22 protein-coding genes and 3 pseudogenes are annotated in these 25,339 nt (G+C 71.9%); 15 read left to right on the top strand and 10 right to left on the bottom strand.

What is annotated here, in order from left to right; all coding sequences use genetic code 11:
* Nucleotides 1-4 precede the first annotated feature (4 nt).
* Entirely contained in the window at nt 5-640 is a 636-nt protein-coding gene (locus AQI88_RS03475; protein WP_244184022.1) for a 4'-phosphopantetheinyl transferase family protein, read from the top strand.
* A gap of 59 nt (nt 641-699) precedes the next feature.
* Here the strand turns inward: AQI88_RS03475 and AQI88_RS03470 are convergent, their stop codons facing one another.
* Nucleotides 700-900, bottom strand: a complete 201-nt coding sequence (locus AQI88_RS03470) for a hypothetical protein (protein ID WP_066991418.1) — start codon at nt 898-900, stop codon at nt 700-702.
* A 160-nt stretch (nt 901-1,060) separates the two neighbouring features.
* On the opposite strand from AQI88_RS03470, the gene AQI88_RS03465 reads away from it, so the two are divergent.
* The 7 genes from AQI88_RS03465 to AQI88_RS03435 all read left to right on the top strand — a co-directional run bounded on the left by AQI88_RS03465 (nt 1,061) and on the right by AQI88_RS03435 (nt 8,706).
* Nucleotides 1,061-1,738 (top strand): winged helix-turn-helix domain-containing protein, encoded by a 678-nt coding sequence (locus AQI88_RS03465; RefSeq protein ID WP_066991415.1) that lies wholly within the window; start codon nt 1,061-1,063, stop codon nt 1,736-1,738.
* Nucleotides 1,739-1,741: 3 nt separating this feature from the next.
* Complete coding sequence (locus AQI88_RS03460) at nt 1,742-3,118, top strand: HAMP domain-containing sensor histidine kinase (RefSeq protein ID WP_107118445.1); 1,377 nt, start codon at nt 1,742-1,744, stop codon at nt 3,116-3,118.
* A gap of 98 nt (nt 3,119-3,216) precedes the next feature.
* Entirely contained in the window at nt 3,217-3,897 is a 681-nt protein-coding gene (locus AQI88_RS03455; protein ID WP_317931813.1) for a hypothetical protein, read from the top strand.
* A gap of 5 nt (nt 3,898-3,902) precedes the next feature.
* A complete protein-coding gene (locus AQI88_RS03450) occupies nt 3,903-4,616 on the top strand; it encodes an ABC transporter ATP-binding protein (RefSeq protein ID WP_066991412.1) in 714 nt (237 codons plus the stop codon).
* Entirely contained in the window at nt 4,603-5,265 is a 663-nt protein-coding gene (locus AQI88_RS03445; RefSeq protein ID WP_066991409.1) for an ABC transporter ATP-binding protein, read from the top strand. Before AQI88_RS03450 ends, AQI88_RS03445 begins: the two co-directional genes overlap by 14 nt.
* Nucleotides 5,262-7,913 carry an FtsX-like permease family protein gene (locus tag AQI88_RS03440; protein ID WP_066991406.1) on the top strand — a complete coding sequence of 884 codons (2,652 nt, stop codon included), beginning with the start codon at nt 5,262-5,264 and terminating at the stop codon, nt 7,911-7,913. Before AQI88_RS03445 ends, AQI88_RS03440 begins: the two co-directional genes overlap by 4 nt.
* A 58-nt stretch (nt 7,914-7,971) precedes the next feature.
* Nucleotides 7,972-8,706, top strand: coding sequence for a response regulator transcription factor (locus AQI88_RS03435; protein WP_066991687.1), 735 nt, complete (start codon nt 7,972-7,974; stop codon nt 8,704-8,706).
* 42 nt (nt 8,707-8,748) lie between these two features.
* Here AQI88_RS03435 and AQI88_RS03430 read toward each other — a convergent pair whose 3' ends face one another.
* The 5 genes and pseudogenes from AQI88_RS03430 to AQI88_RS03410 all read right to left on the bottom strand — a co-directional run bounded on the left by AQI88_RS03430 (nt 8,749) and on the right by AQI88_RS03410 (nt 13,434).
* A complete protein-coding gene (locus AQI88_RS03430; RefSeq protein WP_398697597.1) occupies nt 8,749-9,084 on the bottom strand; it encodes a polysaccharide deacetylase family protein in 336 nt (111 codons plus the stop codon).
* A gap of 220 nt (nt 9,085-9,304) precedes the next feature.
* A pseudogene (locus AQI88_RS48995) lies at nt 9,305-9,877 on the bottom strand (DUF998 domain-containing protein); the annotation flags it as partial.
* Nucleotides 9,878-9,943: 66 nt separating this feature from the next.
* On the bottom strand, nt 9,944-11,077 hold the full coding sequence (locus AQI88_RS03420; protein WP_066991402.1) for an alpha/beta hydrolase: 1,134 nt from the start codon (nt 11,075-11,077) through the stop codon (nt 9,944-9,946).
* Between the two features lie 473 nt (nt 11,078-11,550).
* A complete protein-coding gene (locus AQI88_RS03415) occupies nt 11,551-12,723 on the bottom strand; it encodes a YncE family protein (RefSeq protein WP_066991400.1) in 1,173 nt (390 codons plus the stop codon).
* Between the two features lie 282 nt (nt 12,724-13,005).
* Nucleotides 13,006-13,434, bottom strand: coding sequence for a hypothetical protein (locus AQI88_RS03410; RefSeq protein ID WP_066991397.1), 429 nt, complete (start codon nt 13,432-13,434; stop codon nt 13,006-13,008).
* A gap of 818 nt (nt 13,435-14,252) precedes the next feature.
* On the opposite strand from AQI88_RS03410, the gene AQI88_RS03405 reads away from it, so the two are divergent.
* The 3 genes from AQI88_RS03405 to AQI88_RS46980 all read left to right on the top strand — a co-directional run bounded on the left by AQI88_RS03405 (nt 14,253) and on the right by AQI88_RS46980 (nt 17,053).
* Nucleotides 14,253-14,942: a response regulator transcription factor gene (locus AQI88_RS03405; protein WP_066991394.1), complete on the top strand. Its 690-nt coding sequence runs from the start codon at nt 14,253-14,255 to the stop codon at nt 14,940-14,942.
* A 6-nt stretch (nt 14,943-14,948) separates the two neighbouring features.
* Complete coding sequence (locus AQI88_RS03400) at nt 14,949-16,406, top strand: ATP-binding protein (protein ID WP_066991391.1); 1,458 nt, start codon at nt 14,949-14,951, stop codon at nt 16,404-16,406.
* 335 nt (nt 16,407-16,741) lie between these two features.
* Nucleotides 16,742-17,053, top strand: coding sequence for a hypothetical protein (locus AQI88_RS46980; protein WP_066991388.1), 312 nt, complete (start codon nt 16,742-16,744; stop codon nt 17,051-17,053).
* Nucleotides 17,054-17,370: 317 nt separating this feature from the next.
* Here the strand turns inward: AQI88_RS46980 and alaS are convergent.
* From alaS to tsaD, 3 genes and pseudogenes are all read right to left on the bottom strand, one after another.
* Nucleotides 17,371-19,166: pseudogene (gene alaS / locus AQI88_RS03390) on the bottom strand (alanine--tRNA ligase); the annotation flags it as partial.
* Between the two features lie 15 nt (nt 19,167-19,181).
* Nucleotides 19,182-19,751, bottom strand: coding sequence for a GNAT family N-acetyltransferase (locus AQI88_RS03385; RefSeq protein ID WP_066991385.1), 570 nt, complete (start codon nt 19,749-19,751; stop codon nt 19,182-19,184).
* Complete coding sequence (gene tsaD, locus AQI88_RS03380; RefSeq protein ID WP_066991382.1) at nt 19,748-20,797, bottom strand: tRNA (adenosine(37)-N6)-threonylcarbamoyltransferase complex transferase subunit TsaD; 1,050 nt, start codon at nt 20,795-20,797, stop codon at nt 19,748-19,750. The genes AQI88_RS03385 and tsaD overlap by 4 nt, the downstream gene beginning before the upstream one ends.
* Before the next feature lie 143 nt (nt 20,798-20,940).
* Between tsaD and AQI88_RS03375 the strand changes: the two genes are divergently transcribed.
* The 3 genes and pseudogenes from AQI88_RS03375 to AQI88_RS48990 all read left to right on the top strand — a co-directional run.
* Nucleotides 20,941-22,203, top strand: a complete 1,263-nt coding sequence (locus AQI88_RS03375) for a bifunctional cobalt-precorrin-7 (C(5))-methyltransferase/cobalt-precorrin-6B (C(15))-methyltransferase (RefSeq protein ID WP_066991379.1) — start codon at nt 20,941-20,943, stop codon at nt 22,201-22,203.
* Entirely contained in the window at nt 22,200-22,949 is a 750-nt protein-coding gene (gene cobM / locus AQI88_RS03370) for a precorrin-4 C(11)-methyltransferase (RefSeq protein ID WP_066991377.1), read from the top strand. Before AQI88_RS03375 ends, cobM begins: the two co-directional genes overlap by 4 nt.
* Nucleotides 22,950-22,953: 4 nt before the next feature.
* Nucleotides 22,954-23,118 (top strand): annotated as a pseudogene (locus tag AQI88_RS48990) (glyoxalase superfamily protein); the annotation flags it as partial.
* 186 nt (nt 23,119-23,304) lie between these two features.
* On the opposite strand, the gene AQI88_RS03365 reads toward AQI88_RS48990, so the two are convergent.
* Nucleotides 23,305-24,471, bottom strand: a complete 1,167-nt coding sequence (locus AQI88_RS03365; protein WP_066991374.1) for a cobalt-precorrin-5B (C(1))-methyltransferase — start codon at nt 24,469-24,471, stop codon at nt 23,305-23,307.
* 18 nt (nt 24,472-24,489) lie between these two features.
* Here AQI88_RS03365 and AQI88_RS03360 point away from each other — a divergent pair, with 18 nt between their 5' ends.
* Nucleotides 24,490-25,254 (top strand): cobalt-precorrin-6A reductase, encoded by a 765-nt coding sequence (locus tag AQI88_RS03360; RefSeq protein ID WP_066991685.1) that lies wholly within the window; start codon nt 24,490-24,492, stop codon nt 25,252-25,254.
* Nucleotides 25,255-25,339: the final 85 nt, after the last annotated feature.

Genomic DNA, 25,339 nt, shown 5'->3' with positions numbered 1-25,339 from the left:
GCCCATGGCAGACCCCGGCCTCCGTCTGTGGCTCGTACACACCGCACCCGGCACCTGGCAGCCCGACCCGATGCTCCTGGACGCCGCGGAGCGGCGACGTGCCCGCGCCTTCGACCGGCCGCAGGACCGCCTCCGGTACGTCGCCGCGCACACCGCACTCCGCCTGGTGCTCTGCGCCGGAACCGGTGTGGCCCCTCGGCACGTGGCCCTCATCCGGCAGCCGTGCCCGGTGTGCGGCGGCCCGCACGGCTCGCCCGCGCTCGCGGACGGCCCCCCGTACTTCTCCCTCGCCTACAGCCAGGACCTCTGCCTGATCGCGCTCGCCCGAACTCCCGTCGGCGTCGACCTCGAACGAGTCCCGCCCCCGGAGGCCGTAGCCTCTCTCACCACCACCCTCCACCCCCGGGAACAGTCCGAACTCGACCGCCTGCCCGGCCACGAGCGGGCCCTGGCCTTCACCCGGGCCTGGGTGCGCAAGGAAGCCTGGCTCAAGGGGATCGGCACCGGCCTGACCCGGGGACTGTCCACCGACTACGTCGGCACGGGCGCCGGCACGGCCGCGCAGCCCGCGGGCTGGACCATCACCGACGTCACCGTCGACCCGACGCGAGCCGCGGCGATCGCCGTACGCGACGGCTGACGGCACCGTCCACCGGTGCCGTCAGCCGTGCGGGGCCGCCGCTGTCTCCAGTGCAGCCCCTATCCGAAGGGCCGTTCGGCCACGAACGCGGAGCGCACCAGACGCTCCCGCCGCTCGTCTTCCGTCTCCCGGCGTCCCTCGTCACGCCGCCGGTCGTCGCGCCGCTCCCCGGTCTCACGCCGGCCGTGGCGCTCCCGCTGCCGCGAGCGCCGCGAGGCGTCCTCGCCCCGGTCCCGGCGCTGCTCCCTGAGGTCGTTCATCGTCGTCCTCCTCCTTGCCTGCTCCGTGACTTCATTGAGGACTCCAGCCTGCGATCCGGGTACTGAGAGCAGGCTGAGAGGAGCCCCGCTTCTCAGCTCCCTCTCAGCCGAACGGCCGTCACCGTTCACGGCTATGGTGGACGGGAGAGCAGAGACTGCCATGCGGACGCTGATCATCGAGGACGAGCGCTCACTCGCCGCGGCGATCGCCGAGGGACTCGCCGCGGAGGGCTTCGTCACGGACATCGCCCACGACGGGCCGGAGGGGCTGTGGCGGGCGCTGCACGAACCGTACGACGTGATCGTGCTCGACATCATGCTGCCCGGCCTGTCCGGCTACGAGGTCCTCAAGCGGCTGCGTCACGCCAGGGTCTGGACGCCCGTGCTGGTGCTCACCGCGAAGGACGGCGAGTACGACGAGGCGGACGCCCTCGACCTCGGCGCCGACGACTACCTGAGCAAGCCCTTCTCGTACGTCGTCCTCGTCGCCCACCTCAGGGCACTGCTGCGCCGCGGCGCACCCGCCCGGCCCGCGGTGCTCCGGGCCGGCGACCTCAGCGTGGACCCCGCCCGCCACCGCTGCCGGCGCGGGGAGCGGGACATCGAGCTCACCGCCCGGGAGTTCGCCCTGCTGGAATACTTGGCCCGACACACCGACGAAGTGCTCAGCAAGACGGACATCCTCACCCACGTATGGGACGAGCACTTCGACGGCGACACCAACATCGTCGAGGTGTACGTCGGCTATCTCAGACGCAAGATCGACGCCCCGTTCGGCCGCAGCACCATCGAGACCGTCCGCGGCGCCGGATACCGGCTGCGCAGCCCCGCAGGGTGAGCGGTGACCGCCGGCGCCCGGTCCTGGTGGGCCCGCAGGTCGCTGCGGCTGCGGCTGACCGCCGCCGCTGCCCTGGTCATCGCCGCCGGCCTGGCCTCGGCCGCCGTCCTCCTCGTCCTCTGGCTGCACGCCAGCCTGATCCAGGGCCTGGACACCAGTGCCCTCCAGCGCGCCGAGGTCGTCGCGGCGGACGCCGACACCACTCCGGCCGGTGCGGAGATCCCGGCCGCCGACCACGGAGAGGTCGCCGTACAGATCGTCGACCGCACCGGCACCGTGGTCGCAAGCTCGGGAAACCTGCGCGGCCGACCGCGGGCGTTCTTCTTCCCGGCGAGCCGGTCCAGCACGCCGCGGGCGCACACCGTTCACGGCATCCCGGTGGGCGAGAACGGATCCTGGCGTGCCGTCGGTGTCCCCGCCGGTCCGGACGGCAGTCCCTTGACGGTGTACGTCGCCGTTCCCACCGAGAGTGTCGACCAGGGGCTGGCCCGGCTCACCGCCGGCCTGGCCGTCGGGACACCGGCCGTCGTCGTCCTGCTCACGGCGGTGGTGTGGCAGCTCACCGGCCGCGCGCTGCGCCCCGTGGAGGTCCTGCGCGCCCAGACTGCGGAGATCAGCGCCTCCGACCTCGGCCGCCGACTGGATGTGCCGCCCACCGCGGACGCCCTCGCCAGGCTCGCGCGCACACTGAACGACCTGCTGGAACGCCTGGACACGGCGACCCGGCGGCAGCGACGCTTCATCGCCGATGCCGCCCACGAACTGCGCAGCCCCCTCAGTGCCCTGCGCACCCGTCTCGACGTGGCCGCCCGGCACGCCCGCTCGCCGGAGACACGGGCCCTCGCCGTGTCCCTGCTGCGGGACGGCGAACGCCTCACCCGGCTCGTCGACGACCTCCTCCAGCTGGCCCGGCTCGACGACCGGCCCCGGATCCGGACCCGCCCCGTCGACCTGGACGAAATCGTCTTCACCGCAGTACGCGAGGCCCGCCACCGCACACAGCTCCCGATCGACCAGCGCGCCGTCGGCGCGGCACGCGTACTGGGCGACGCGGACGCCCTCGCCCGCGTCGTACGCAACCTCCTCGACAACGCCGTGCGCCACGCCAGCAGCCGGGTCACGGTCAGCCTGCACACCCAGGACGGCACCGCCCGCCTGGTCGTCGCCGACGACGGCCCCGGCATCCCGGCCGCCGACCGGGAACGCGTCTTCGAACGCTTCACCCGCCTGGACGACGCCCGCTCCCGTGACACCGGCGGCAGCGGCCTCGGTCTGGCCATCGCCCGCGACGTCGTCAAGGCCCACCACGGCCGCACCCTGGTCGAGGACAACCACCCCGGAGCCCGGCTGGTCGTCCTGCTCCCCGCCCAGGAGCCCTGACCCCCGCCGCGGATCCGGGGACGCCACCCTCGCGTTTTTGCCGTCGTCTAACCGTCGCCGAGCGTGGTGTTAACCGGCCTCTTCCTAGCGTGAGTGCCATGACCGTCCGCTCCGGCGACTCCCTGGAGGGCAGTGGCATGGCAGCACACGTAAGGACGTCCGCGGCTGTGGGGCTGGCGCTTGTCGCTGCGGTGACCGCCGGCTGCTCCGGCTCCGGGTCCGGCTCGACGGCGTCCAAGAGCTCCCCGCCCGCGACCGCGGCGCCGTCCTCGTCGTCGGGCGGCGCGCAGAACAACGCGGCCCCCACCGAGTCCAACCCGCCCGGCGACATCCCCGACAACCAGGCGTACGTGCCCTTCAACGGGCCCGGCTTCACCGTGAAGGTCCCCGAGGGCTGGGCCCAGACCCAGCGGGACGGCGGCGCCACCGCGTTCACGGACAAGCTCAACACTGTACGGATCAACGCGCACTCCGCCTCCACCGCTTCCACGACCGGCTCCGTCACCAACACAGTTGTTCCGCAACTGCGCGTGCAGGTACCGAAGTTCGCGGCGCCCAAGGTGTCCGAGGTGACCCGGCACGCCGGCCGGGTCGTGCTGCTCACCTACCAGGGTGACTCGCCGAAGGACCCGGTCACCGGCAAGGTCGTGCGGGACGCCTTCGAGCGGTACGCCTTCTACCGCTCCGGTCACGAGGTGGACCTGACGCTGTCCGGGCCGGTCAACGCCGACAACGTCGACCCCTGGCGCGTCATCAGCGACTCCTTCGCCTGGCGGTGAGCACCATGGCGGACGACACGGTCCTCACCGCCCGCGAGCTCTACCGGTTCTACCGGGCCGGCGAGGAGGAGACGCTCGCACTGCGCGGGGTGTCCCTACAGGTGCGGCGCGGCGAGACGCTCGCGGTGGTCGGGCCGTCCGGGTCGGGGAAGTCGACGCTGCTGGCGTGCCTGGCGGGACTCGACGAACCGTCCGGCGGCGAGGTGCGCGTGAGCGGCGTACGCATCAGCCACCGGCCGGAGGCCGAGCGGGCCCGGGTGCGGGCCCGGCACATCGGGGTGCTGCTGCAGACCCGCAACCTGCTGCCCCATATGAGTGTCCGCGACAACATCCGCTTGGCCCAGCGGGCCCGCCCCGGCCGGCCCCCGCTCAGCGCACAGGAGCTGCTCGGCCAACTCGACCTCGCCGGGCGGGCGCACGCTCTGCCCCGGCAACTGTCCGGCGGCGAACTGGCACGCGCCGGACTGGCCGTGGCGCTGGCCAACTCGCCCGACGTCCTGCTTGCCGACGAACCGACCGGCGAACTGGACGGCGAGACCGAGCAGGTCGTCCTCGCGCTGCTGCGTGAGCGGGCCGCCCAGGGCTGCGCGGTGGTGATCGTCACGCACAGCGCGGAGGTTGTCCGCGTCGCCGACCGGGTCGTCGGCCTGGCGGATGGAGTGACAGACAGTGCCGTGACGGCACTAGAACGGCAGGAGGCCCCGAATGCCACCGGATGAGCCCCTCGTCGTCTGCCGGAACGCGGCCCTCACCTTCGGCCGCGGGCCGCAGGCGGTCGTGGCCGTGCACGGCGCCGAACTGGAGATCGGACCCGGTGACCGGCTCGCAGTCGTCGGCCCCTCCGGATCGGGCAAGAGCTCCCTGCTGCACCTGCTGGCCGGGCTGGAGCAGCCCACCACCGGCACAGTGAGGCGGGCTGCCTCCTTGGGGCCGTACGACATCGGACTGGTCTTCCAGGGCGACAGCCTGATCCCCGCCCTGAGCGTGGCAGAGAACACCGCTCTCCCCCTGGTCCTCGCCGGCCGGCCGGAGGACGAGGCCCGGCAGGCGGCCCTCGCGGCGCTCGCGCTGGTCGATGCCGCCGACCTGGCGGACCGGCTGCCCGAGGAGATCTCCGGCGGTCAGGCCCAGCGGGTGGCCGCCGCCCGGGTCCTGGCCCAGGCGCCGCGCCTGATCCTCGCCGACGAGCCCACCGGCCGCCTCGACCACACCACCGGCGCCCGGGTGCTGGACGCCCTGCTCACAGCCGCCGACCACACGGGCGCTGCCCTCGTCGTCACCACCCATGACCCCGCCATCGCCGCGCGCCTCACCGCCCGGCGCACCATGCGCGACGGCAGGCTGCTCGCACCAGAAGGGGTGTCATGATCACTGCCTGGACGCGGGGTCTCGCCCGCCATCGCACCGGACGTCTGCTGGCCGCCCTGGCCGGCATCGCGCTCGCGGTCGGCCTCGTCGCCGCGCTCGGCTCCTTCCTCACCGCGTCGAAGGCGACCATGACCCAGCGCGCCGTGCGCTCGGTCGCCGTCGACTGGCAGGTCCAGGTGCAGCCCGGCGCCGACCCGAACAGCGTGCTCTCCCTGGTCCGCAGCGCCCCCGGCACCCGCGCCGCCGTGCCGGTCGGCTACGCCCGCACGAGCGGCTTCACCGCCCGCGTGCAGGGCAGCTCCCAGACCACCGGCCCCGGCATGGCCCTCGGCCTGCCCGACGGCTACCGCGCCCTGTTCCCCGACGCGATCCGCACCCTCTCCGGCTCCTCCACCGGCGTCCTGCTGGCCCAGCAGACCGCCTCCAACCTGCACGCCGCGCCCGGCGACACCATCACCGTCCGGTTGCCGGGCGCCGGAACCCGTCAGGTGAAGGTGGACGGCGTGGTGGACCTGCCCCAGGCCGACTCCCTCTTCCAGACGGTCGGCGCCCCCAGCCAGTCCCAGCCGACCGCGCCCCCGGACAACGTCGTCCTGCTGCCCGCCGCCCGGTTCGCCGCGCTCACGCACGGCTCCACCGGCGCCACCACCCAGATCCACGCCGCCCGCGATACCACGCGCCTGCCCTCCGACCCGGCCGCCGCCTACACCGCCGTTACCGGCGCGGCCCGCAACCTGGAGGCCCGCTCCTCGGGTGCCGCCCTCGTGGGCAACAACCTCGGCGCCGCCCTGGACTCCGCCCGCCAGGACGCCCTCTACGCCCAGATCCTCTTCCTCTTCCTCGGCGTCCCCGGCGCCGTCCTGGCCGCCGCGCTCACCGCCGCGGTCGCCTCCGCCGGGAGCGAACGGCGCCGCCAGGAGCAGGGCCTGCTGCGGCTGCGCGGCCTGCGCCCGCGCCAGATCACCACGCTCGCGGGCCTGGAGGCGGCCCTGATCGGTCTCACCGGCGGCATGACCGGGCTGGGTATCGCCGCGCTCACCGGCCACCTCGCCTTCGGCAGTGCGTCCTTCGGAGCGGGCGCGAGCACCTGGGCCGCCTGGTACGGCATCGCCTTCGTCCTCGGTGCCGCCGTCGCCGCCGCAGCCGTCCTCTTCCCGGCCCTGCGCGACCTGCGCGCGGTGACCGTCGCCGAGACCCGCAAGGAAGCCGGAGCCCGCAGCACCCGCTCCCCCTGGTGGATGCGGTACGGCCTGGACTTCGCCGTGCTGATCTGCTCCTGGCTCGTCTTCCGCGCCTCCTCCGGCAACCAGTACGCCCTCGTCCTCGCCCCCGAGGGCGTGCCCAGCATCTCCGTGTCGTACTGGGCCTTCCTCGGCCCCGCCCTGCTGTGGATCGGCGCCGCCCTGCTGCTGTGGCGCCTGACTCTCCTCGCCCTCACGCACGGCCGCCCCGCCCTGGCCAGGCTTGCCCGGCCCCTGACCGCAACACTCGCCGGCACCACCGCCGCCACCCTCTCCCGGCGCCGCCGCCCACTCGCCCGCTCGGTGGTGCTGCTCGCCCTCGCCGTGTCCTTCGCCCTCTCCACCGCCGTCTTCAACGCCACCTACCAGCAACAGGCCGAGGTCGACGCCCGCCTGACCAACGGCGCCGACGTCACCGTCACCGAACCACCCGGCGCCCGTATCCCGCCCGGTGCCGCAGGCTCACTGAGGATCTCCGGCGTACGCCATGTCGAACCGCTCCAGCACCGCTTCGCCTACGTCGGCCCCGACCTGCAGGACCTCTACGGCGTCCACCCCGACACCATCGCCCAGGCCACCTCACTGCAGGACGCCTACTTCGCCGGCGGCACGGCCCAGCAGCTCATGCGCAAGCTGGCCCAGCGCCCGGACAACCTGCTGGTCAGCGTCGAGACCGTCAACGACTTCCAGCTCTCCCCCGGCGACACCGTCAACCTGCGCATCCAGGACGCCCGCACCAAGGCCCTGCGCACCGTTCCCTTCCACTACGCCGGCATCGCCAAGGAGTTCCCCACCGCCCCCAAGGACAGCTTCTTCGTCGCCAACGCCTCCTACATCGCCAAGGCCACCGGCAGCGACGCGGTCGGCGCCTTCCTCCTCGACACCGGCGGCACCCACCAGAAGCAGATCGCCGCACAGCTGCGGGCCAAGCTGGGCACGGGCGCCACGGTCACCGACCTCACCCAGACCCGTGGCACCGTCGGCACCAGCCTTACCTCCGTCGACCTGGCCGGACTCACCCGCATCGAACTCGCCTTCGCCGTCCTGCTGGCCGCCGGCGCCGGCGGACTCGTCCTCGCCCTCGGCCTCGCCGAACGCCGCCGCACCTTCGCCCTCGCCACCGTCCTCGGCGCCAGGAGCGGCCAGCTGCGCGGCATGGTCCTCACCGAGGCCCTCCTGCTGGCCGCGGCCGGCCTGGCCGGGGGCGCGGCGATCGGCTGGGCTCTGTCCGAGATGCTGGTCAAGGTGTTGACGGGCGTCTTCGACCCACCACCGAGCAGCCTGGCCGTGCCCGGTGCCTACCTCGCGCTCACCGCGACCGCCGCCCTGCTCGCCGTACTGGCCGCGGCCCTGAACGGCATCCGCCGCGCCCGCCGCCCCGCCGTGGAAGAGCTCCGGGACCTGTGAGCAGTCCGGACACGGAAGGGCCGTGCCGGTCACCCCGCCCCGGCCTACGCTGTCGACCATGGGTACGCCCGCCGCACCGGACCGCAGCCGCCTCCGCATCCTCGTCGTGGAGGACGACGACACCATCGGACGCCACCTGGAAACCGGCCTGCGCGGCAACGGCTACGTCCCCACCTGGAGCCGCACCGGCACCTCGGCCCTCGCCGAGGCCACCCGCACCGCCTACGACGCCGTTCTCCTGGACCTCGGCCTGCCCGACCTCGACGGCCTCGACCTCGCCCGCACCCTGCGCGCCCGCTTCCCCGACCTGCTGATCGTGATCCTCACAGCCCGCACCGACGACATCGACGTCATCGCCGGCCTCGACGCCGGCGCCGACGACTACCTCGTCAAACCCTTCAGCCTCACCGTCCTGCTGGCCCGCCTCCGCGCCCACCTGCGCCGCCAGACCACCACGCCGCAACCACAGCAGCCCCTACGGATCGGCGACCTCGTCATCGACACCACGGCACGCCGCTGCACACTCCACGGCACGGACATCCCCCTGCGGCCGAAGGAGTTCGACCTGCTCACCCTGCTCGTCCGGAATCCCGGCACCGCCGTCTCACGGGAATCCCTGATGGCACAGGTGTGGGACGAGAACTGGTTCGGCCCCACAAAGACCCTGGACGTCACCATGGCCGGCCTGCGCCGTCGTCTCACCCAGGCGGCCGAGGAGTCCGCCCGACCTTGCCGACTGCCGCACATCACTACGCTGCGAGGACACGGGTACCGCCTGGAGTGCGGTGCCTAGCGGATGAGGCCGCCGCATGCCTCGTCCAGCCTCCCTCATCCCTCACCCGCTCGGTGCACGGATGTAGTCCTCCAGGCGTGCCACAGCGAATCCCTGTTCCTCGATCTGCCTGAGCAGGCTGGCGAACATCTGTGTCATGGTGGCGCCTCGGAGCTGCTCGGGCCCGCGGAAATGGACGAGAATGATGTCGCCCGCGTGCAACTTCTTGTCCGGCCGTTGGTACTGGAGGTTGGTGATCCGCACGGTCTCCCGCCACCACACGATCGCCCGGGGCCCGCACGCTCTCACCGCAGTCTCGGTGTCCTTGTTGTACACACCGTAGGGCGGGCGGAACAGCAGCGGCACAGTGCCGTAGTGCTCGGTGAGGGCCTGCAACATTCCGGCAGGGCATCGACGACATCGGGCCCGGCGACGCTGGATCATCCGTTGCAGGAGCCCGGCGGCCCCGCTGCCCATCTGACGAACGCATGTCGCATTCACGATCGGCAGGGGTTGATGCGGCGGAAGCGGGTGAGGGACGTGCGCTGGGGGACGGCCGTCGGATCATGCCGTGCGCCGGCACCGGGGGTATGCGCATGAGGAAGCGTGCCATGGCGGCGCACCAGGCCGAGACCAGCAGGACCTGTGCGCGTTCGGGCAGGCCGACCCAGCGCACCCCCGTGAGCGCCATGGCGATCTCCAGAGCTCCGAGTGCGGCGGTGGCGACGCCTGCGGTGAGACTCCACCGGGCCGGGCGGCGGTGGCCGGTGCGCTGAAGGACCTTGCTCAGCAGGAGCATGACGAGTATCGCGCCGGTGAATTCCGCCAGACTCGACAGGGTGTGGATCTGGCCGAGCTGCTGGTCCAGGTCGGCGCCGTCGGTCGCGCGGCAGACCGGGTCGACGGACGGGGCGCAGGGCATGGGCCACAGGCCATCGCCGATCGAGGCCGCCGCGGTGACGGCCAGAGCCACGCATCCACTCGCGCCCCGGCGAGTGGCGGGTAGCCGCCGGGCGAGGGCCATGGCCAAGGCCAGGAGGCCGCAGCCTGCGGTGATATCGCCCGCGCGGAAGAGGAATGCGTACGGCCTGCTGGCGACGGACAGTTCGCTGACATAGGAGCGCAGCGGGCTGAGGCCCGTGTGGAGGAGGGCTTGCAGCACGAACGAGCTGTAGGCGAGCGCGCCGATCATCCCGAGGACGGCGCCGAGCCCGAAGGCGTAGGTCCTGATGTGAGGTCCTGTTGTGGTTCCCATGGCTCACCCACCCAGGTCCTGGGGTTGGGGTGCGAGCGAGGGCACGGACACCGGGAGGTGGCCGGCGAGCCAGTCGAACGCGGCTGGGCATGCCTTGGACCATACGGTGAAGTTGTGCCCGCCCGCCGGGGACTCACCTGTGGTGATGGGAACGCGGCCCCGGGCAGCGGCCTTCAGATGCTCGATGGCGCGCTGTGCCTCGGGGTCGGCTCGTCCGGCCACGACGTACAGGGGCACGTCGATGTGCCGGTGTGCGGCCTGCCACTGTGGGCTGTTCCACTGCCGCTCACCACGCCTGCCCCGGTAGAGGTCCCCGGTGGAGGGGTCGGTGACCGGGGTGAAGTATCCGGACAGAGCTGCGGCGGCCGCGTACCGTGCCGGGTGGTGGAAGGCGATGTTGACGGCACAGAACCCGCCGGTGGAGTACCCCATCGCCGCCCAGCTGCGGGGCGCGTTGGAGACACGGTAGCGGGCCGTCAGCTGCGCTGGTACGTCCACCGCCAGATAGGTCTCGTTGCGTCGGCCGCCCAGCGCGTCCACGCACTCGCCGTCGTGCCCCGGATCGCTGTCCGTCGGGATGACGACGATCACCGGCGGCATGCAGCGCGCGGCGATCTCCCGGTCCAGCACGGCGGTCAGGTCCAGGTGGCGCTGCCAGGCACCGGGCCCGCCCGGGTAGCCGTGGAACAGCTCGATCACCGGGAAGCGGCTGCGGGCAGCAGCCGGTGACGCGTATACGGCCGGGAGGTAGACCAACGCGTCGCGCGAGATGCCGGAGACGGAACCGGCCAGGCGAACGTGCTCGATGCGTCCGTGCGCCGGCGCCGCGGGCGGCCTGTCGATGCCGGCGGAGCAGGGCGTCGCGGTGACGGGCGGCAGTCGGCCGAGGAGGTCGTCGAACGAGGTGTAGAAACCGAACTCGCGGTTGACGACATCGGCCGTCACCACGGCGCCCGCCACCATCAGCAGCAACAGGCACCCCAGTCGCAGCACCGGGGCCCAGCCCGTCGGCCAGCGGTTCCACATCGTCATCGTCACGGTGATCAGCGCGATCGAGAACGTGCACAGCAGAGCCAGGAACGGCCAGCCGGTCAGCGCCATCAGCCCGGTGGTGCGGAACGGCCCGGCTCTGGTCATGAGCCCGCCGCGGCAGGATGCCGGACCGCGTTCAGACTCGGCGTGGCAGGAGGGCGGGGCCGTCCCGAGGCCGTGGTGGCCGGGCACCTGTCACTACGGTCGACGACGATGGGCCGAGGCTCGTTCACCGGCAGGCGGGTATGGCGCGCCCCAGTGGCGCCTGCCGGGTCCAGGAACAGCGGGTTCCTCACGGCGCCCCCTTTCCGACCGCAGGGCCTCGCCGGTGGAGTCCCTGCGCTTGTGGGCACAAGCGGAGACCGGGCGATCACTGACGGCCGGGTTCGTACCGGCGTCGACCGCTCGGACCGCCGCCACCTGTATCGATACTCCAGTGTGCCTCGGGCAGGGGCGGGAGACACACGGTCATCCTCCGGCGTGAGGAGTGACTCCTTCCCGGGAGCCGTCCTGTCTGCCCAGGCCAGCGGCGCAGCTCGTGGTGCGTCTGGTGGTCGCCCCAGATCAGCGCCCTTGCATCAGCGGAAGATGCCCGTGTGACCCAGCGAGTAGCGGCCCGGCTGCGGATAGACCGCGAGGCCGTGCGGGCCGCTGCCCACCCTGACGCGGGCAAGCTGTTCGCCAGTGGCGGTGTCGATGGCGTACACCTCGGAGTTGTAGCGGCCGGACAGCCACAGGACCTTGCCGTCAGCGGAGACGCCGCCCATGTCGGGGCTGCCGCCGTTCGGCAGGCGCCACTTCTTGGTCAGCCGGTCCTCCTTGAAGTCGAACACGGAGATGGTGCCCTCGCCCCGGTTGGAGATGTACATCTCGCGGGAGTCACGGCTGATGTAGAGGCCGTGCGCGCCCTTTCCGGTGGGCAGGAGGGACGGCCTGGAGAAGGCGTCTCCGTCCAGGACCCACAAGCCGTCGGCCATCATGTCGGCGATGTAGAACTTCTTGCCGTCCGGAGAGATCTTCACGTCCTGCGGCATGGCACCGTGGAACGGCAGTTTCTGCTGGCCGGTCACCTCCATCTTCTCGGTGTCGACCTTGAGCAGCTCGCCGCTGAACTCGCAGGAGACGATGAAGTAGCGGCCGTCCATGGAGAAGTCGGCATGGTTGACGCCGTGGCAGCTGGCCGGGACAGCCTTGACCATCTTCATGGTGTGGGCGTCGCGGAAGACCAGCTGCCGGTCGTTGGAGGCCATCACGACCGCGTACTTGCCGTCCGGCGTGAAGTACAGGTTGTACGGGTCATGCACGGCAACCGGCTTGCCCGCCTCGCCGGTCCTTGGGTCGATGGGGGTGAGCGAGTTGCCCAGGTCGTTGTTGACCCACAGCGTCTTCAGGTCCCAGGACGGCACTACGTGCTGCGGCTGCCTGCCGACCGGGATCGTCTCGATGACCTTGTACGTCTTCGGGTCGATGACCGACACGGTGTCGGAGTTGGTGTTGGGGACGTACACGCGGGACGGGAAGTCCTTGACCGCCGGCGAGAGCTGGTTCGGGCGGTCGGCCGCGTAGAGGTCGTCCGGGTCGAGCACGGGCGGCATGCCCCTCAGGCCCCGGATCCTCTGTTGCTGGGCGGGGTCAAAGGGGGCCTTGGAGGCAAGAGCCTCGTCCCTGTGGCCGATTGCACTGCTGCAGCCGGCGAGCGTGGCGAGGGCGGCGCCGGTCATCAGTAGCCGGGCGATGGTCGCGCGATGCATCAGCTCAGCAGCTCCCTGGTGGTCACCGCGCGCAAAGCGCCTCGGTCAAGTTGGTGGAGGAAGTCGGGTAGGGCGGCGGCTGTATAGGGTTTGGAGAAGCCTGCCGGGTCGCGAAGGACGGGTGACGGGCTTGCCGACCCCCAGGCCCCGCACAAGGCCACACGACCGGCCGCTTCGACCCGTATGCGCGGGAGTGGGAGCGGCCAGTCGCGGGCGAGTTCCAGGCGGCCCTCGACCTGCTGCTGCGGGGACTGCGGTCGTGGGCTGCGGCCCCGGCCTCGGTCAGGACACCTTGACGATCACCGTGGGGGAGTGCGTCGTGCCGGACGTCGACACCCGGAGGTGCTGCGTGCCCTTGGTGCTGAGCTTGCCGGTCAGCGCATAGGTGTGGCCCTTCGTCACCGTGGTGCTTGAGCTCAGCGTGGTCCACTTGCCGTTGCGCAGGTGCTGCAGGACCAGCTTCGTGCCGGACTTCAGCCCGGTGGTCTGACCGGTGAACGTGACGCTCTGCCCAGCCTTGACGGACGTCTGGTTGGCCTTGATCGTGATCGAGGCCTTGGTCATCGGCGTCTTGCTGTGCGTGGCGCTCGGCGTCGGCATCGGCGCGTTGCCGACGGCGAAGGCTCCGGCCGATCCGGCCGATACCAGCGCGGCGGACAGGGCGCCTGCGGCGAGCGCACGGACACAGCGGCTGCGGAGAGAGGCATGCATGGTGGTCTCCCGTTGGGCGACGGATTTCCCCCTGCGGCGCGTCCGCCCCACAAGGTCGATCGCGCCCCTCCAGGTTTAACCAGGATCGTCCGCGCGGCGACTCGGAAGCGGTCGGAACCGGCGCAGAGGAGTACATGTATGTCGCAAAGCCGCAGTCACCCGGGCAGGCCCCCACGTACTTGATTCTTACCTTGCCTTCTTTCGCCGCCCGGCGGTGCTCGCCTCCATCACGGGGTCACGCGTCAGCCAGGTCGAGGGCGGGGTGGCCATCCAGCGGCTTGCCTTGAAGGAGGTCGCCCACCGGGAGATCGGCGCGGGGCCTCAGCAGACGTTCACGGACCGTCCCGACCGCGCCGCCAGGGCTGCTGCCAACTCAGCACCGCGTCCACTGCGCCAGCCTAGTGATGGCGGCGAGCGTGGTAGCGATGGCGACGAGCTGCTCGCGTCGCCGAGTTCGCGTCCGAGTTGTAACGCGGCCTGCGTCCCGGACACGTCCGGCCTTCGGCCGGACGACTACGGAAACGGCGGCCAGCTGCGAGACCGCAGCCCGGTTGCGGAGGCCGTCCGCAGCGCCGACGACGGGCAGCAAGCCCGACACCGGGCGGAGAGTGCGCGTGGCCGCGCGAGGGCGGCGGTCGGCCGGCCTGAGAGCAGGGTCGGTCAGGCGTCTGGCCAGGTCCACAGCGTCTGGCGTGCGCGTGAGAGCGGAGGAGCGTGCGGAACAGTCGGCCCCGCCCACACCGCGACGGCCAGAGCGCGGCATGGCCACGGGCTGTCCTCACATGCTGCTCACATGCAGGGGCTCCTACGGTGGTGGTGTGCGGGTGCTGGTGGTCGAGGACGAGGTCCGCACAGCGGCGCTGCTGCAGCGCGGGCTGTGTGAGGAGGGGTACGCCGTCGATGTCGCCGTGGACGGTCCGGAGGCGGTGTGGCGGGCGCAGGAGAGCCCCTACGACGTGATCGTGCTGGACGTGATGCTGCCGGTTTTCGACGGTTTCGAGGTGTGCCGCAGGCTGCGGGCCGGGGGATGCTGGTCGCCGGTGCTCTTGCTGACGGCCCGCGACGCGGTCACCGACCGGGTGCGGGGGCTGGACTCGGGCGCGGACGACTACCTGACCAAGCCCTTCAGCTTCGCCGAGCTGTTCGCGCGGCTGCGGGCCCTGGTACGGAGGGGGGCCAGGGAACGGCCCGCGCTCCTTGCCGTGGGTGATCTGCGTTTGGACCCGTCCAGTCGGCGGGTGTGGCGGGGGCCGTCGGAGCTACAGCTGTCGCCCAAAGAGTTCGCCCTGCTGGAGCTGTTCCTGCGGTATCCCGGCGATGTACTGACCCGCACCCGGATCCTGGAGCACGTGTGGGACTTCGCCTACGACGGGGTGTCCAACGTCGTCGACCAGTATGTGGCGTACCTGCGCCGCAAGATCGACGAGCCGGGCGGAGAATCCCATCTGGAAACCGTGCGCGGAGCCGGATACCGGCTGCGGCCCCAGGCTCCCGCGAAGGGCGGATGAGCGGTCATGACCCTGAGGTGGCGGCTGGCGCTGGTGTTCGCGCTGGGCACCGCGGTCGTCATCGCCGCCGCGGGGCTGCTGTTCCTCCAGCAGTTGACGGCAGGTCTGAACAGCTCCCTGGCCTCCACGCTGCGCGTGCGGGCCGAGGCGGAAGTCGCGCGCCTCGCCTCCGCCGGGCCGCTGCCGCCACTCGCCCCGCCCCCGCCTTCCGAGAGCCGGGACAGTGGCCAGCAGGGAGACCAGCACGGCCAGAACCCGGTATCGGACGACATCACGCAGGTCCTCGCCCGCGACGGCGCGGTGCTGGCGACCACCGACCCGGCCGTCCGGCAACCTCTGGTGGACGCCGCGCAACGGCGGGCCGCCGGGCACGCCCCGGTGAAGTTCACCACCACAGTGGAGGGCGAAAAGTACCGGATGCTGGCCGTGCCGGCCCATCATGGCGCCCGGCCCGTCCTCGTCGTGGTGGGCACCGGCTCCCATCTGGCCGAAGAGGCGACCGCACGCACCAGCACCGCGCTGTGGATCGCCGGACCGTCGGCCGTCGTCCTCGCCGGCCTCGGCGCCTACGCCCTGACCGGCTCCGCGCTGCGCCCGGTGGAACGCATGCGACGACGCCTGGCAGACATCTCCGAGCACGACACCGCAGCCCGCCTCCCGGTGCCCAGGACCCGCGATGAGATCGCGACGCTGGCGACCACCATGAACGCCGTACTGGACCGCCTGGCCCGGGCCCTGGAGCGGGAACGCGGCTTCGTCGCCGACGCCGGCCACGAACTGCGCACTCCGCTGACCACGCTGAAGGCCGAGCTGGAACTGGCGAGCCGGCCGGGCCGATCCCACCAGGCACTGGTGGACGCGATCACCGCGGCGGCGGCCGACACCGACCGGCTGATCAGGCTGGCCGAGGACCTGCTGGTGCTCGCCCGCGCGGACGAAGGTCACGCCTGTCTGCGAGCCGGACCGATAGCCCCGGCCGATGTCCTCGCCCGAGGCGTCCACGCGGCTTCAGCACGCGCCGAGACCCGCGGCGTCCGCCTGACCCTGCACGCCGACACAACGGTGCGCATCGTGGCCGATCCCGACCGGCTGCGTCAGGCGGTGGACAACCTCCTCGACAACGCCGTGCGTCACAGCCCGGACGGCGCCGTCATCGACGTGACGCTCAGCACCCGTCACGGGCCCGGAGCCGACGTCGCCGTGATCGAGGTACGTGACCACGGGCCCGGGTTCCCGCCCGCGTTCCTCCCGCTGGCCTTCGAGCGGTTCCGGCGTGCCGACGCCGCACGGGCCCGGGCAGGCGGCGGCGCCGGGCTGGGCCTGGCGATCGTGCGGTCCATCGCCGAGGCCCACGGCGGCAGCGTGGTGGCGGACAATCCAGAGGGAGGAGGCGCCCGGGTCCGCCTGGAAATCCCGCTCGCCCCGGCTCATGAGCAGGGACCGGCTCACGGTGAGATGTCATAGCTCGCCCGGGCCCGACGGCACTGCGGTGTCGTACGGGCGTGGAGCAGGTCGGGAGACTGTCCTGCAGGTTCGGAAGATCCCGTCGGTGATCCAGTCGACCTCTGGTCCGGGCGTTCGGCCGGTCGTCCTGCGGAAACCGGCAAGACCTTGCCCGTGGCGGTGTTCACCGTGGCCAACGGCTCGACGGTGCCGTGTCGTGCCGGCCGCGGTCGCGCCCGTGCCGAACTCCGAATCCCAGCATGTCAGCGTTCACATCAGCCGCACACGGTCGCTTCACGAGCCGCTTCGCACACTGAGGGCATCAGTACATCGATCCGTTCGAAAAGGCGGACATCATGAAGTTCCACCGGAAGATCGCGGCCACGGCGGTCGCTGCCCTGACCCTCGGCGGGGCAGGGATCGGCGCTGCCGTCGCCGGGTCCAGCACGAGTGCGGCTCCGACCGCGTCCGTCGTGCGACAGGACACGCCGCCGGAGCCGACCGGACCGGACACCGACAACATCCAGCACGGCGACCAGAACGCCCCCGACAACGAGCAGCCGGGCGAACACGGCCAGGCGGAGACCCCGGAGGGCGCCGACGGCCCCGGCGGGCACGCCGACGCGTCCGCAGGTGCCCAGCACGAAGCGGGCAGCGCCGAGAAGTGAGAGAACAAGTGACAATCGGGGCGCCGGCGGCGACTTCACCACGCGGCCGGCGCCTCCTGCTTGGAGTGTCATCTGATGGCGCCGACGTACACAGACGACCGCTGCCACGGCAACCCGGCAGATATGTGACCGACTTGCCGAGCCCGGACCATCCAGCCATGAGGGGCTGGCGGTAACCAGTCCGCAGGAACCACCTTGACGAAGCGTCACAGCTGACCAAGCCCCGCCGCAGGAGCAGGCGACCGCCGCAAGGCATACGGCTCAGGAGCCTGCCGTCGACGCATCTGTCCCGCGCGTACCGGAGCTGGTGAAGGCTCCCGCTCCCTTCGTCCAGCTCGGCCGGTGACGGGGCCGAGAACCTGGCGCAGGGCCGCGTGCAGGATGTGGGTGCCGGAGTGGGCCTGGCGCGCGCCGAGCCGCCACTCGGGATCCACGGCCGCCGTGACCTCGTCACCGACAGCGAGTTCACCTGCCGTGACGCGCACCTGGTGGGCCACGAGGCCGGGCAGCGGACGCTGCACGTCCAGGACCTCGGCCTCCATCGGCGGGCCGGAGAGGCGGCCGGCGTCGCTGTCCTGGCCACCGGACTCGGCGTAGAACGGGCTGCGGTCCAGGACCACGGTCACGATGTCTCCCTCGCCCGCTACCGGGGACGGGCCGGAGGCGGTCAGCACGGTGAGACCACGGGACTGGGTGGTCAGGGTGTCCCACGCGCGCCAGTCGGCCGGACCGTGTTCGTCCAAGACTCGTCGCAGGATGGCTGTGTCCGTCGTGCCGCCCGACTTGCGGGCGCGGGCGTCGGCTCGGGCGCGTTCGCGTTGTTCGCGCATCAGGGTGGTGAAGCCCTCGCGGTCGACCTCCACGCCCTGTTCGGCTGCCATCTCCCGTGTGAGGTCGATCGGGAAGCCGTACGTGTCGTGCAGCAGGAACAACGCCTTCGCGCCGGGCAGCCGGCGACCGCCGCCCGACTCGACCTCGGCGACGGCCGTGTCCAGGACGGTCGTTCCCTGGCGGAGGGTCGTGCGGAAGGCGTCCTCCTCGCCGGCCGCCCGGTCGATGATCCGGTCGTAGGTGTCGGTGACCTCTGAGTAGCTGGGCGCCAGGCAGTCGCGGGCCACGGCCAGCAGTTCGGGCAGCGCGGTTTCCTGGTAGCCGAGTTGGCGCATCGCGCGCACGGCACGGCGCAGGATGCGGCGCAGGACGTAGCCGCGGCCCTCGTTGCCAGGGGAGGTGTCGTCGGCGAGCAGCATCAGCGCGGTGCGGACGTGGTCGCGACCACCCGCAGGCGTACGTCGGTCTCGGTGTCCATGCCGTAACGGACACCGGCCAGCGCGGCGGGCCGATCGAGAATCGGGCGGGTCTCGTCGATCTCGTAGAGGTTGTCGACACCCTGGAGCAGGGTGGCCATGCGTTCCAGGCCCATGCCGGTGTCGATGTCGCGGCGGGGCAGTTCGCCGAAAATGGGGTAGCCGGACTTGCCGGAACCTTCGCCTCGTTCGTACTGGATGAAGACCAGATTCCAGAACTCCATGTACCGGTCCTGGTCGGCCGCCGGGCCGCCCGGGAGGCCGAGCGCCGGACCGCGGTCGTAGTACAACTCCGAGTAGGGACCGCACGGACCGGGCACCCCCATGGATCAGAAGTTGTCCTCGTCGCCGCGTGCCACGATCCGCTCGTCGGGCAGTCCGGCGAGCCGCCGCCACAGGGCACGGGATTCGTCGTCGGTGTGGTGCACGGTCACCCAGATCCGGTCCGGATCCAGACCGTAGCCGCCCTCCGCCACCGGCGAGGTGGACAGCTCCCAGGCGAAGGCGACGGCTTCCTCCTTGAAGTAGTCGCCGAGGGAGAAGTTGCCGTTCATCTGGAAGAAGGAGCCGTGCCGGGTGGTGCCGACCTCCTCGATGTCCAGGGTGCGCACGCACTTCTGCACGCTCGTCGCCCGCGGCCACGGCGCCGGTGCCTCGCCCGTCAGGTACGGCTTGAAGGGGACCATGCCCGCGTTGACGAAGAGCAACGTCGGGTCGGGCGTGGGCAGCGGGGCGCCGGGCACGACGGTGTGACCGCGCTCGGCGAAGAAGCCGAGGAAACGGCGGCGGATCTCGGCGGTGCGCACGGTGTTCTCCGGGGGCTACAAAGGCTGGACGGCCAGGGCTCGGGCGGGGTGGCGGGGGCCGAGGAACACCGCGATGCCCTGCCCGTCGGGGGAGGGGTGGGTGGCCTGGGTCCAGCCCTGGCGACGGTAGAAGGCCATGGCCCGGGTCGACTTGAGGGAGGTGAGCAGCCAGGCGCGGCCGTCCGGCGCGTCCTCGGTCACCGCTCGCAGGAGGCCGGCAGCGATTCCGGTGCCATGGACGGTGGAACGGACGGCGAGTTCATCGATCTCACGGGCACCGCACAGCCACTCCTCGGTGCGGCTCGGGCCCAGACCGGCGGCCGCTTGCGGATGGCAACGGTCGACCGGGAAGGGGGTGGGAGTGGCCCAGGCGGTCGCGAAACCCACGACGTCCGGCCCGTCGAAGGCGAGCGCTGCGGTGAACCCCGGACGCCGTACGTCCGAGCCGAGCCGTGCGACGAAGGCGTCCGCCCTTTCCTCGTCCTCGTTCCAGGGCGGCGCGCAGAACGCGTCGGCGTAGACGGAGCGCAGGGCCGCGCTGTGAGGCAGGAGAGCGTCGTACGGGACGACACGGATGTCCGTCACGCCGCCACCGCTCCGGCCACGACCGGATGCAGGGCCGCGTACTCCAGCGGTGCCGACGGGTCGATCGACACGTCCAGCGGGGCCGGCTCGGCCCCGGCCCGTACGAGGAGGTCGCCGACGGCGGCGATCATCGCGCCGTTGTCCGTGCACAGGCTGAGCGGCGGCACCCGCAGCGTGATGCCGGCCGCCCGGCAGCGCTCCTCGGCCAGTGACCGCACCCTGGAGTTCGCGGCGACCCCGCCGACTACGACCAGCGTGCCGACCCCGTGCTCCACACAGGCGGCCACGGCCTTGCGGGTCAGGACGTCGGCGACCGCCTCCTGCAGTGACGCGGCCCCGTCGTGGACGGGCAGCTCACGGCCGGCGTGGGACTCGGCCCAGCGGGCCGCCGCCGTCTTCAGCCCCGAGAAGGAGAAGTCGTACGACCCCGGAAGCGGGCGCGGGAAGGGAACGGCGCCGGGGTCGCCCTCTCGGGCGGCCCGGTCGATGGCCGGACCGCCGGGGTACGGCAGACCGAAGACCCGCGCGACCTTGTCGAAGCACTCTCCGGCGGCGTCGTCGAGGGTGTCGCCTAGGTGGGCGATTGGGTCGCGGGCCAGGTCGCGCACGAGGAGCAGCGAGGTGTGGCCGCCGGAGACGATCAGCACCATGCACGGGTCGGGCAGCGGCCCGTGCTCCAGTGTGTCGGCGGCGACATGACCGGCCAGGTGGTGCACGCCGTGAAGCGGGACGCCGAGCGCGTAGGCGATGCCCTTCGCCCCCGCGAGGCCCACTTGAAGGGCGCCGGACAGCCCCGGGCCCGTGGTCACAGCGACCGCCCCGATGTCGGAGAGCCGCAGCCCCGCCTGGTCCAGTGCCTGACGCACCACCGGGCGCAGGGCATGCAGGTGGGCGCGGGAAGCGATCTCGGGCACCACTCCGCCGAAGCGGGCGTGCTCGTCCATGCTCGACGCCACGGCGTGCCCGAGCAGGCGCCCGTCCCGGACGAGCCCCGCACCGGTCTCGTCACACGACGACTCGATCCCGAGCACGATCGGAGAGCCCATGCCCTCCCCTTCCTGCGATATCTACGTTATTGCGAACAGTGTGCAATAAGATCCGACCGGATGTGAACCCGGACTCGGTCGCACGGGTGATCGCTTAGTAGAGTGCGCCCCTGTCGCACCCCTGAACTTCGAGGTAGCCAGCAGTGACCCCCGCCCGACAAGGCCCGCCCTCCGTCGTCACGGTCGTCGGGACAGGAGCCGACGGCTGGTCGGGTCTGGCCGAACCCTCCCGAGCGGAACTGCGCCGTGCCGACGTTCTCATCGGGGGTCCGCGCCAGCTGGACCTGCTGCCCACCGAGTGCGCCGGCGAGCGCGTCGCCTGGCCCTCACCCCTGCGCCCCGCCGTCTCCCGCCTGCTCGCCGCTCACGCAGGCCGCCGTATCGCCGTCCTGGCTAGCGGTGACCCGATGTTCTACGGCATCGGACGCACGCTCGCCGAAGAGGTCGACGCACTGCGCGTCCTTCCTCACCCGTCGTCCGTGTCCTATGCCTCCGCCCGGCTGGGCTGGCCGCTGGAGGACGTCGAGGTCGTCACCCTGGTGGGCCGCCCCACCGCCCGCCTCGCCGCCGCCCTGCACGACGGCCGGCGACTCCTCGTCCTGAGCGCCGACGCCCGCACTCCCGAAGACGTCGCCGCGCTGCTCATCGACCGCGGCTTCGGACCGAGCAGGATGCGTGTCCTGGAACAACTCGGTGGCGACCGGGAGCGTGTGACCGCCGAGACCACTGCCGACGACTGGGCGCGGACCCAGCAGTCCGGCGATCCGCTCAACATCGTGGCCGTCGAATGCCGCCGGGCACCGGACGCCCTGCGACTCGGTGCGGTGCCGGGGCTGCCGGACGAGGCGTACGAGCACGACGGGCAGCTCACCAAGAGGCACATCCGGGCCGCCACGCTCGGTGCGCTGGCCCCCGCCCCGGGCGAACTCCTGTGGGACGTCGGTGGCGGGTCGGGTTCGATCGCCATCGAGTGGATGCGCACCCACCCGTCGTGCCGGGCCGTCACCGTCGAACGCGACCAGGTACGTGCCGAACGTATCCTCCGTAACGCAGAGCGACTCGGCGTGCCGGGACTTCGGGTGGTCACCGGTGACGCTCCGGGCGCGCTGGCCGAACTCCCCGCGCCTCACGCCGTGTTCGTCGGCGGGGGACTTACGGCCCGCGGTCTCCTCGACGCCTGCTGGGCGGCCCTGTCACCCGGCGGGCGGCTCGTCGCCAACACGGTCACGCTGGAGTCCGAGGCGCTGCTCGCCGACGCCCACCGCCGCCACGGTGGTGAGCTGGTGCGGCTCGCGGTGGCGTACGCCGTGCCCGTGGGCGGCTTCACCGGCTGGCGGCAGGCCATGCCGGTCACCCAGTGGTCTGTTCAGAAGACCCCCAACCCCCCTCCAGGAGCAGACAGATGACCGTGTACTTCATCGGCGCCGGCCCCGGCGCCGCCGACCTGATCACGGTGCGCGGCGCCCGGACGCTCGCCGCCTGCCAGGTCTGCCTGTACGCGGGCAGCCTCGTCCCGCGCGAACTGCTGGCCGAGTGCCCGCCGGACGCACGCCTGGTGGACACCGCCCAGCTCGATTTGGACGAGATCACCGCCGAGTTGCTCCGCGCCCACCAGGAGGGGCACGACGTGGCCCGGCTGCACTCGGGCGACCCGTCCGTGTTCAGCGCGGTCGCCGAGCAGATGCGACGGCTCGACGCGGCCGGGATCCCCTACGAGGTCGTCCCCGGCGTTCCCGCCTTCGCCGCCGCGGCCGCCTCCCTCAAGCGGGAGCTGACCGTGCCCACCGTCGGCCAGACCGTCATCCTCACCCGTGTTGCCAACCGCGCCACCGCCATGCCGGAAGGCGAGGACCTGGCCACGCTGGGCCGCAGCGGCGCGCTGATCGTGCTGCACCTGGCCGCCAAGTACGTGGACCGCGTGGTGGAGGAACTCCTCCCGCACTACGGTGCCGACTGCCCCGCCGCGGTCGTGGCCTACGCCTCCCGCCCGGACGAGCTGATCATCCGGGGCACGCTGGACGAGATCGCCCAGAAGGTGAAGGAGGCCGACGTGCTGCGTACCGCGGTCATCATGGTGGGGCGGACGCTCGGAGCGGAACAGTTCCGCGACAGCCACCTGTACTCGCCGGAGCGGGAGCGTCATAACTGCTGAGGAGGTGATCCCCGTCCTGCGGGTGAGCGACGCCGCCGAAACTGTCAGGTGGTACGCACGTCTGGGCTTCACTCAGCAGTGGGAGCACCGGTTCGAACCGGGACTCCCCGTTTTCACCGAGGTCGCCCGGGGCCGGATACGCGTCTTCCACTCGGAGCACGAGGGCGACGCACGGCCGGACACCTTGGTGTACCTGAGGGTCGCCGATATGGACGCCGTGGCCGCCGAGTTCGGGGTCCGTGTCGAGGAGGCGCCGTGGGGGCGCGAGCTAGACTCCGCGACCCCGACGGGAACCGCATCAGGGTGGGGCCGGCCTACGAGTGACCGGCGGGCCCGGTGCCTCGGCGCGGGTGAATCATGCCACCGTACTGCGGCCCACGACCGTCCCTGCACGGTCGATGCAGATGACGTCCACCGCGACGGGCGCGCCGCGCAGCACGGCCAGCGCCTCGTCGCGGGCCGTCCTCGCCACCAGGTCGCCGAGCGGTACCCCGGCGGCCTGGCACAGCTGGAGCGCGGCGAGCCCTGTGTTCGCGTCGGCCACGACGGCGGCCAGCGTCTCGTCCGCGCCGCCCCGCCTGGCCAGTTCGGCGAGGAAGCCTTTGTCGACCTGGGAGCGGCCGGAGTGCAGGTCCAGATGGCCGGCGGCGAGCTTGGAGAGTTTGGCGAAGCCACCGCAGATCGTGAGGCGGTCCACCGGGTGCCGGCGGATGTACTTCAGCACGGCGCCCGCGAAGTCCCCCATGTCGAGCAGGGCGTCCTCGGGCAGGCCGTACTCGGCGACGACGGTCTTCTCGGACGTCGACCCGGTGCACCCGGCGACATGGGTCCGTCCGGCCGCGCGGGCCACGTCCACGCCCCGCCGGATGGAGTCGATCCAGGCCGAGCAGGAGTACGGCACGACGATGCCCGTGGTGCCGAGGATGGACAGGCCGCCGAGGATGCCGAGCCGTGGGTTCCAGGTGGAGCGGGCTATCTCCTCGCCGTGGTCGACGGAGACGGTGATCTCCACGTTGCCGCTGCCGCCGTGCCGGGCGGCCACTTCGGCGACGTGCTCGCTCATCATGCGACGGGGAACGGGGTTGACGGCCGCTTCACCGACGGGCAATGGAAGGCCGGGCCTGGTGATCGTCCCCACGCCGGGTCCGGCCCTGAAGACGACGCCACTGCCTGCGGGCAGCCGCCGGACCGTCGCCCGGACCAGAGCGCCGTGCGTGACGTCGGGATCGTCCCCCGCGTCCTTCACGATCCCCGCCATCGCGGCCCCTTCGGTCAACTCCTCCGCGGCCAGCGCGAAGGACGGCGTCTGCCCCTTGGGCAGCGTGATCGTCACCGGGTCGGGAAACTCACCGGTCAGCAGGGCGGTGTACGCGGCCGTGGTGGCCGCCGTCGCGCAGGCCCCCGTGGTCCAGCCGTGCCGCAGCCCCGTGTGCTCCAGCTGGGCGCGGCGACCGCCCTTCACCTGACCGGAACCATGCGCCCCGCCCGCCTGCACCACGTCTCGACCCTCACTGCCACTCATGAACGGACCCACACCCTCATGCACGTACTGATCCTCGGCGGAACCACGGAAGCCCGCCGCCTTGCCGAACTCCTCCACGGCACTCCGGGGCTGAAGCTGACCAACTCCCTTGCCGGACGCGTCGCCAGCCCCAGGCTGCCCCCGGGCGAGACCCGCGTCGGCGGCTTCGGCGGGGCCGAAGGGCTGGCGGCGTGGCTGAGCGAGCAGACGGTCGACGTGATCGTCGACGCCACCCATCCCTTCGCCGGGAAGATCAGCTTCAACGCGGCACAGGCCGCTGCCGCAACCCATGTTCCCCTGCTCGCCCTGCGCCGGCCCGGCTGGGTCCCCGCCGAGGGCGACCGGTGGCACGAAGTGGGTTCACTGGAGGAAGCGGCACGGGCGCTGCCCGCACTCGGCCGTCGTATCTTCCTCACCACCGGGCGCATGGGCCTGGCCGCCTTCGCGGACCTTGACGACCTGTGGTTTCTCGTACGATCCGTCGATGCACCCGAGCCACCCCATCCGGCCCGCATGGAGGTACTGCTCGACCGTGGCCCCTTCCCCCTCGACGGGGAGCGAGAGCTGCTGCGGCGCCACCGCATCGACGTCGTGGTCACGAAGGACAGCGGCGGGGCGGCCACGGCGCCGAAACTGACGGCTGCCCGCGAGGCGAGGTTGCCTGTCGTCGTGGTCCGCAGACCACCCGTTCCCGAGGGAGTGACCGTCTTCCCGGATCCCGAGAAGGCGGCGCAGTGGGTCCGCGAGCACCTTGAGCAGGGAGTTTTTCCGGCCATTGACTGAAACCTGGCGCCGACTTTGCTGCGGCTGTCTTGTAGCTGCAACCAAGTCGCAGAAACCTGGAAGGCGCGGCTGAAAACAGCCGCTC

The organism is Streptomyces cellostaticus, from assembly GCF_001513965.1.
Taxonomy (GTDB): Bacteria; Actinomycetota; Actinomycetes; order Streptomycetales; family Streptomycetaceae; genus Streptomyces; species Streptomyces cellostaticus.
This window is presented reverse-complemented; position numbering and strand designations above follow the sequence as displayed.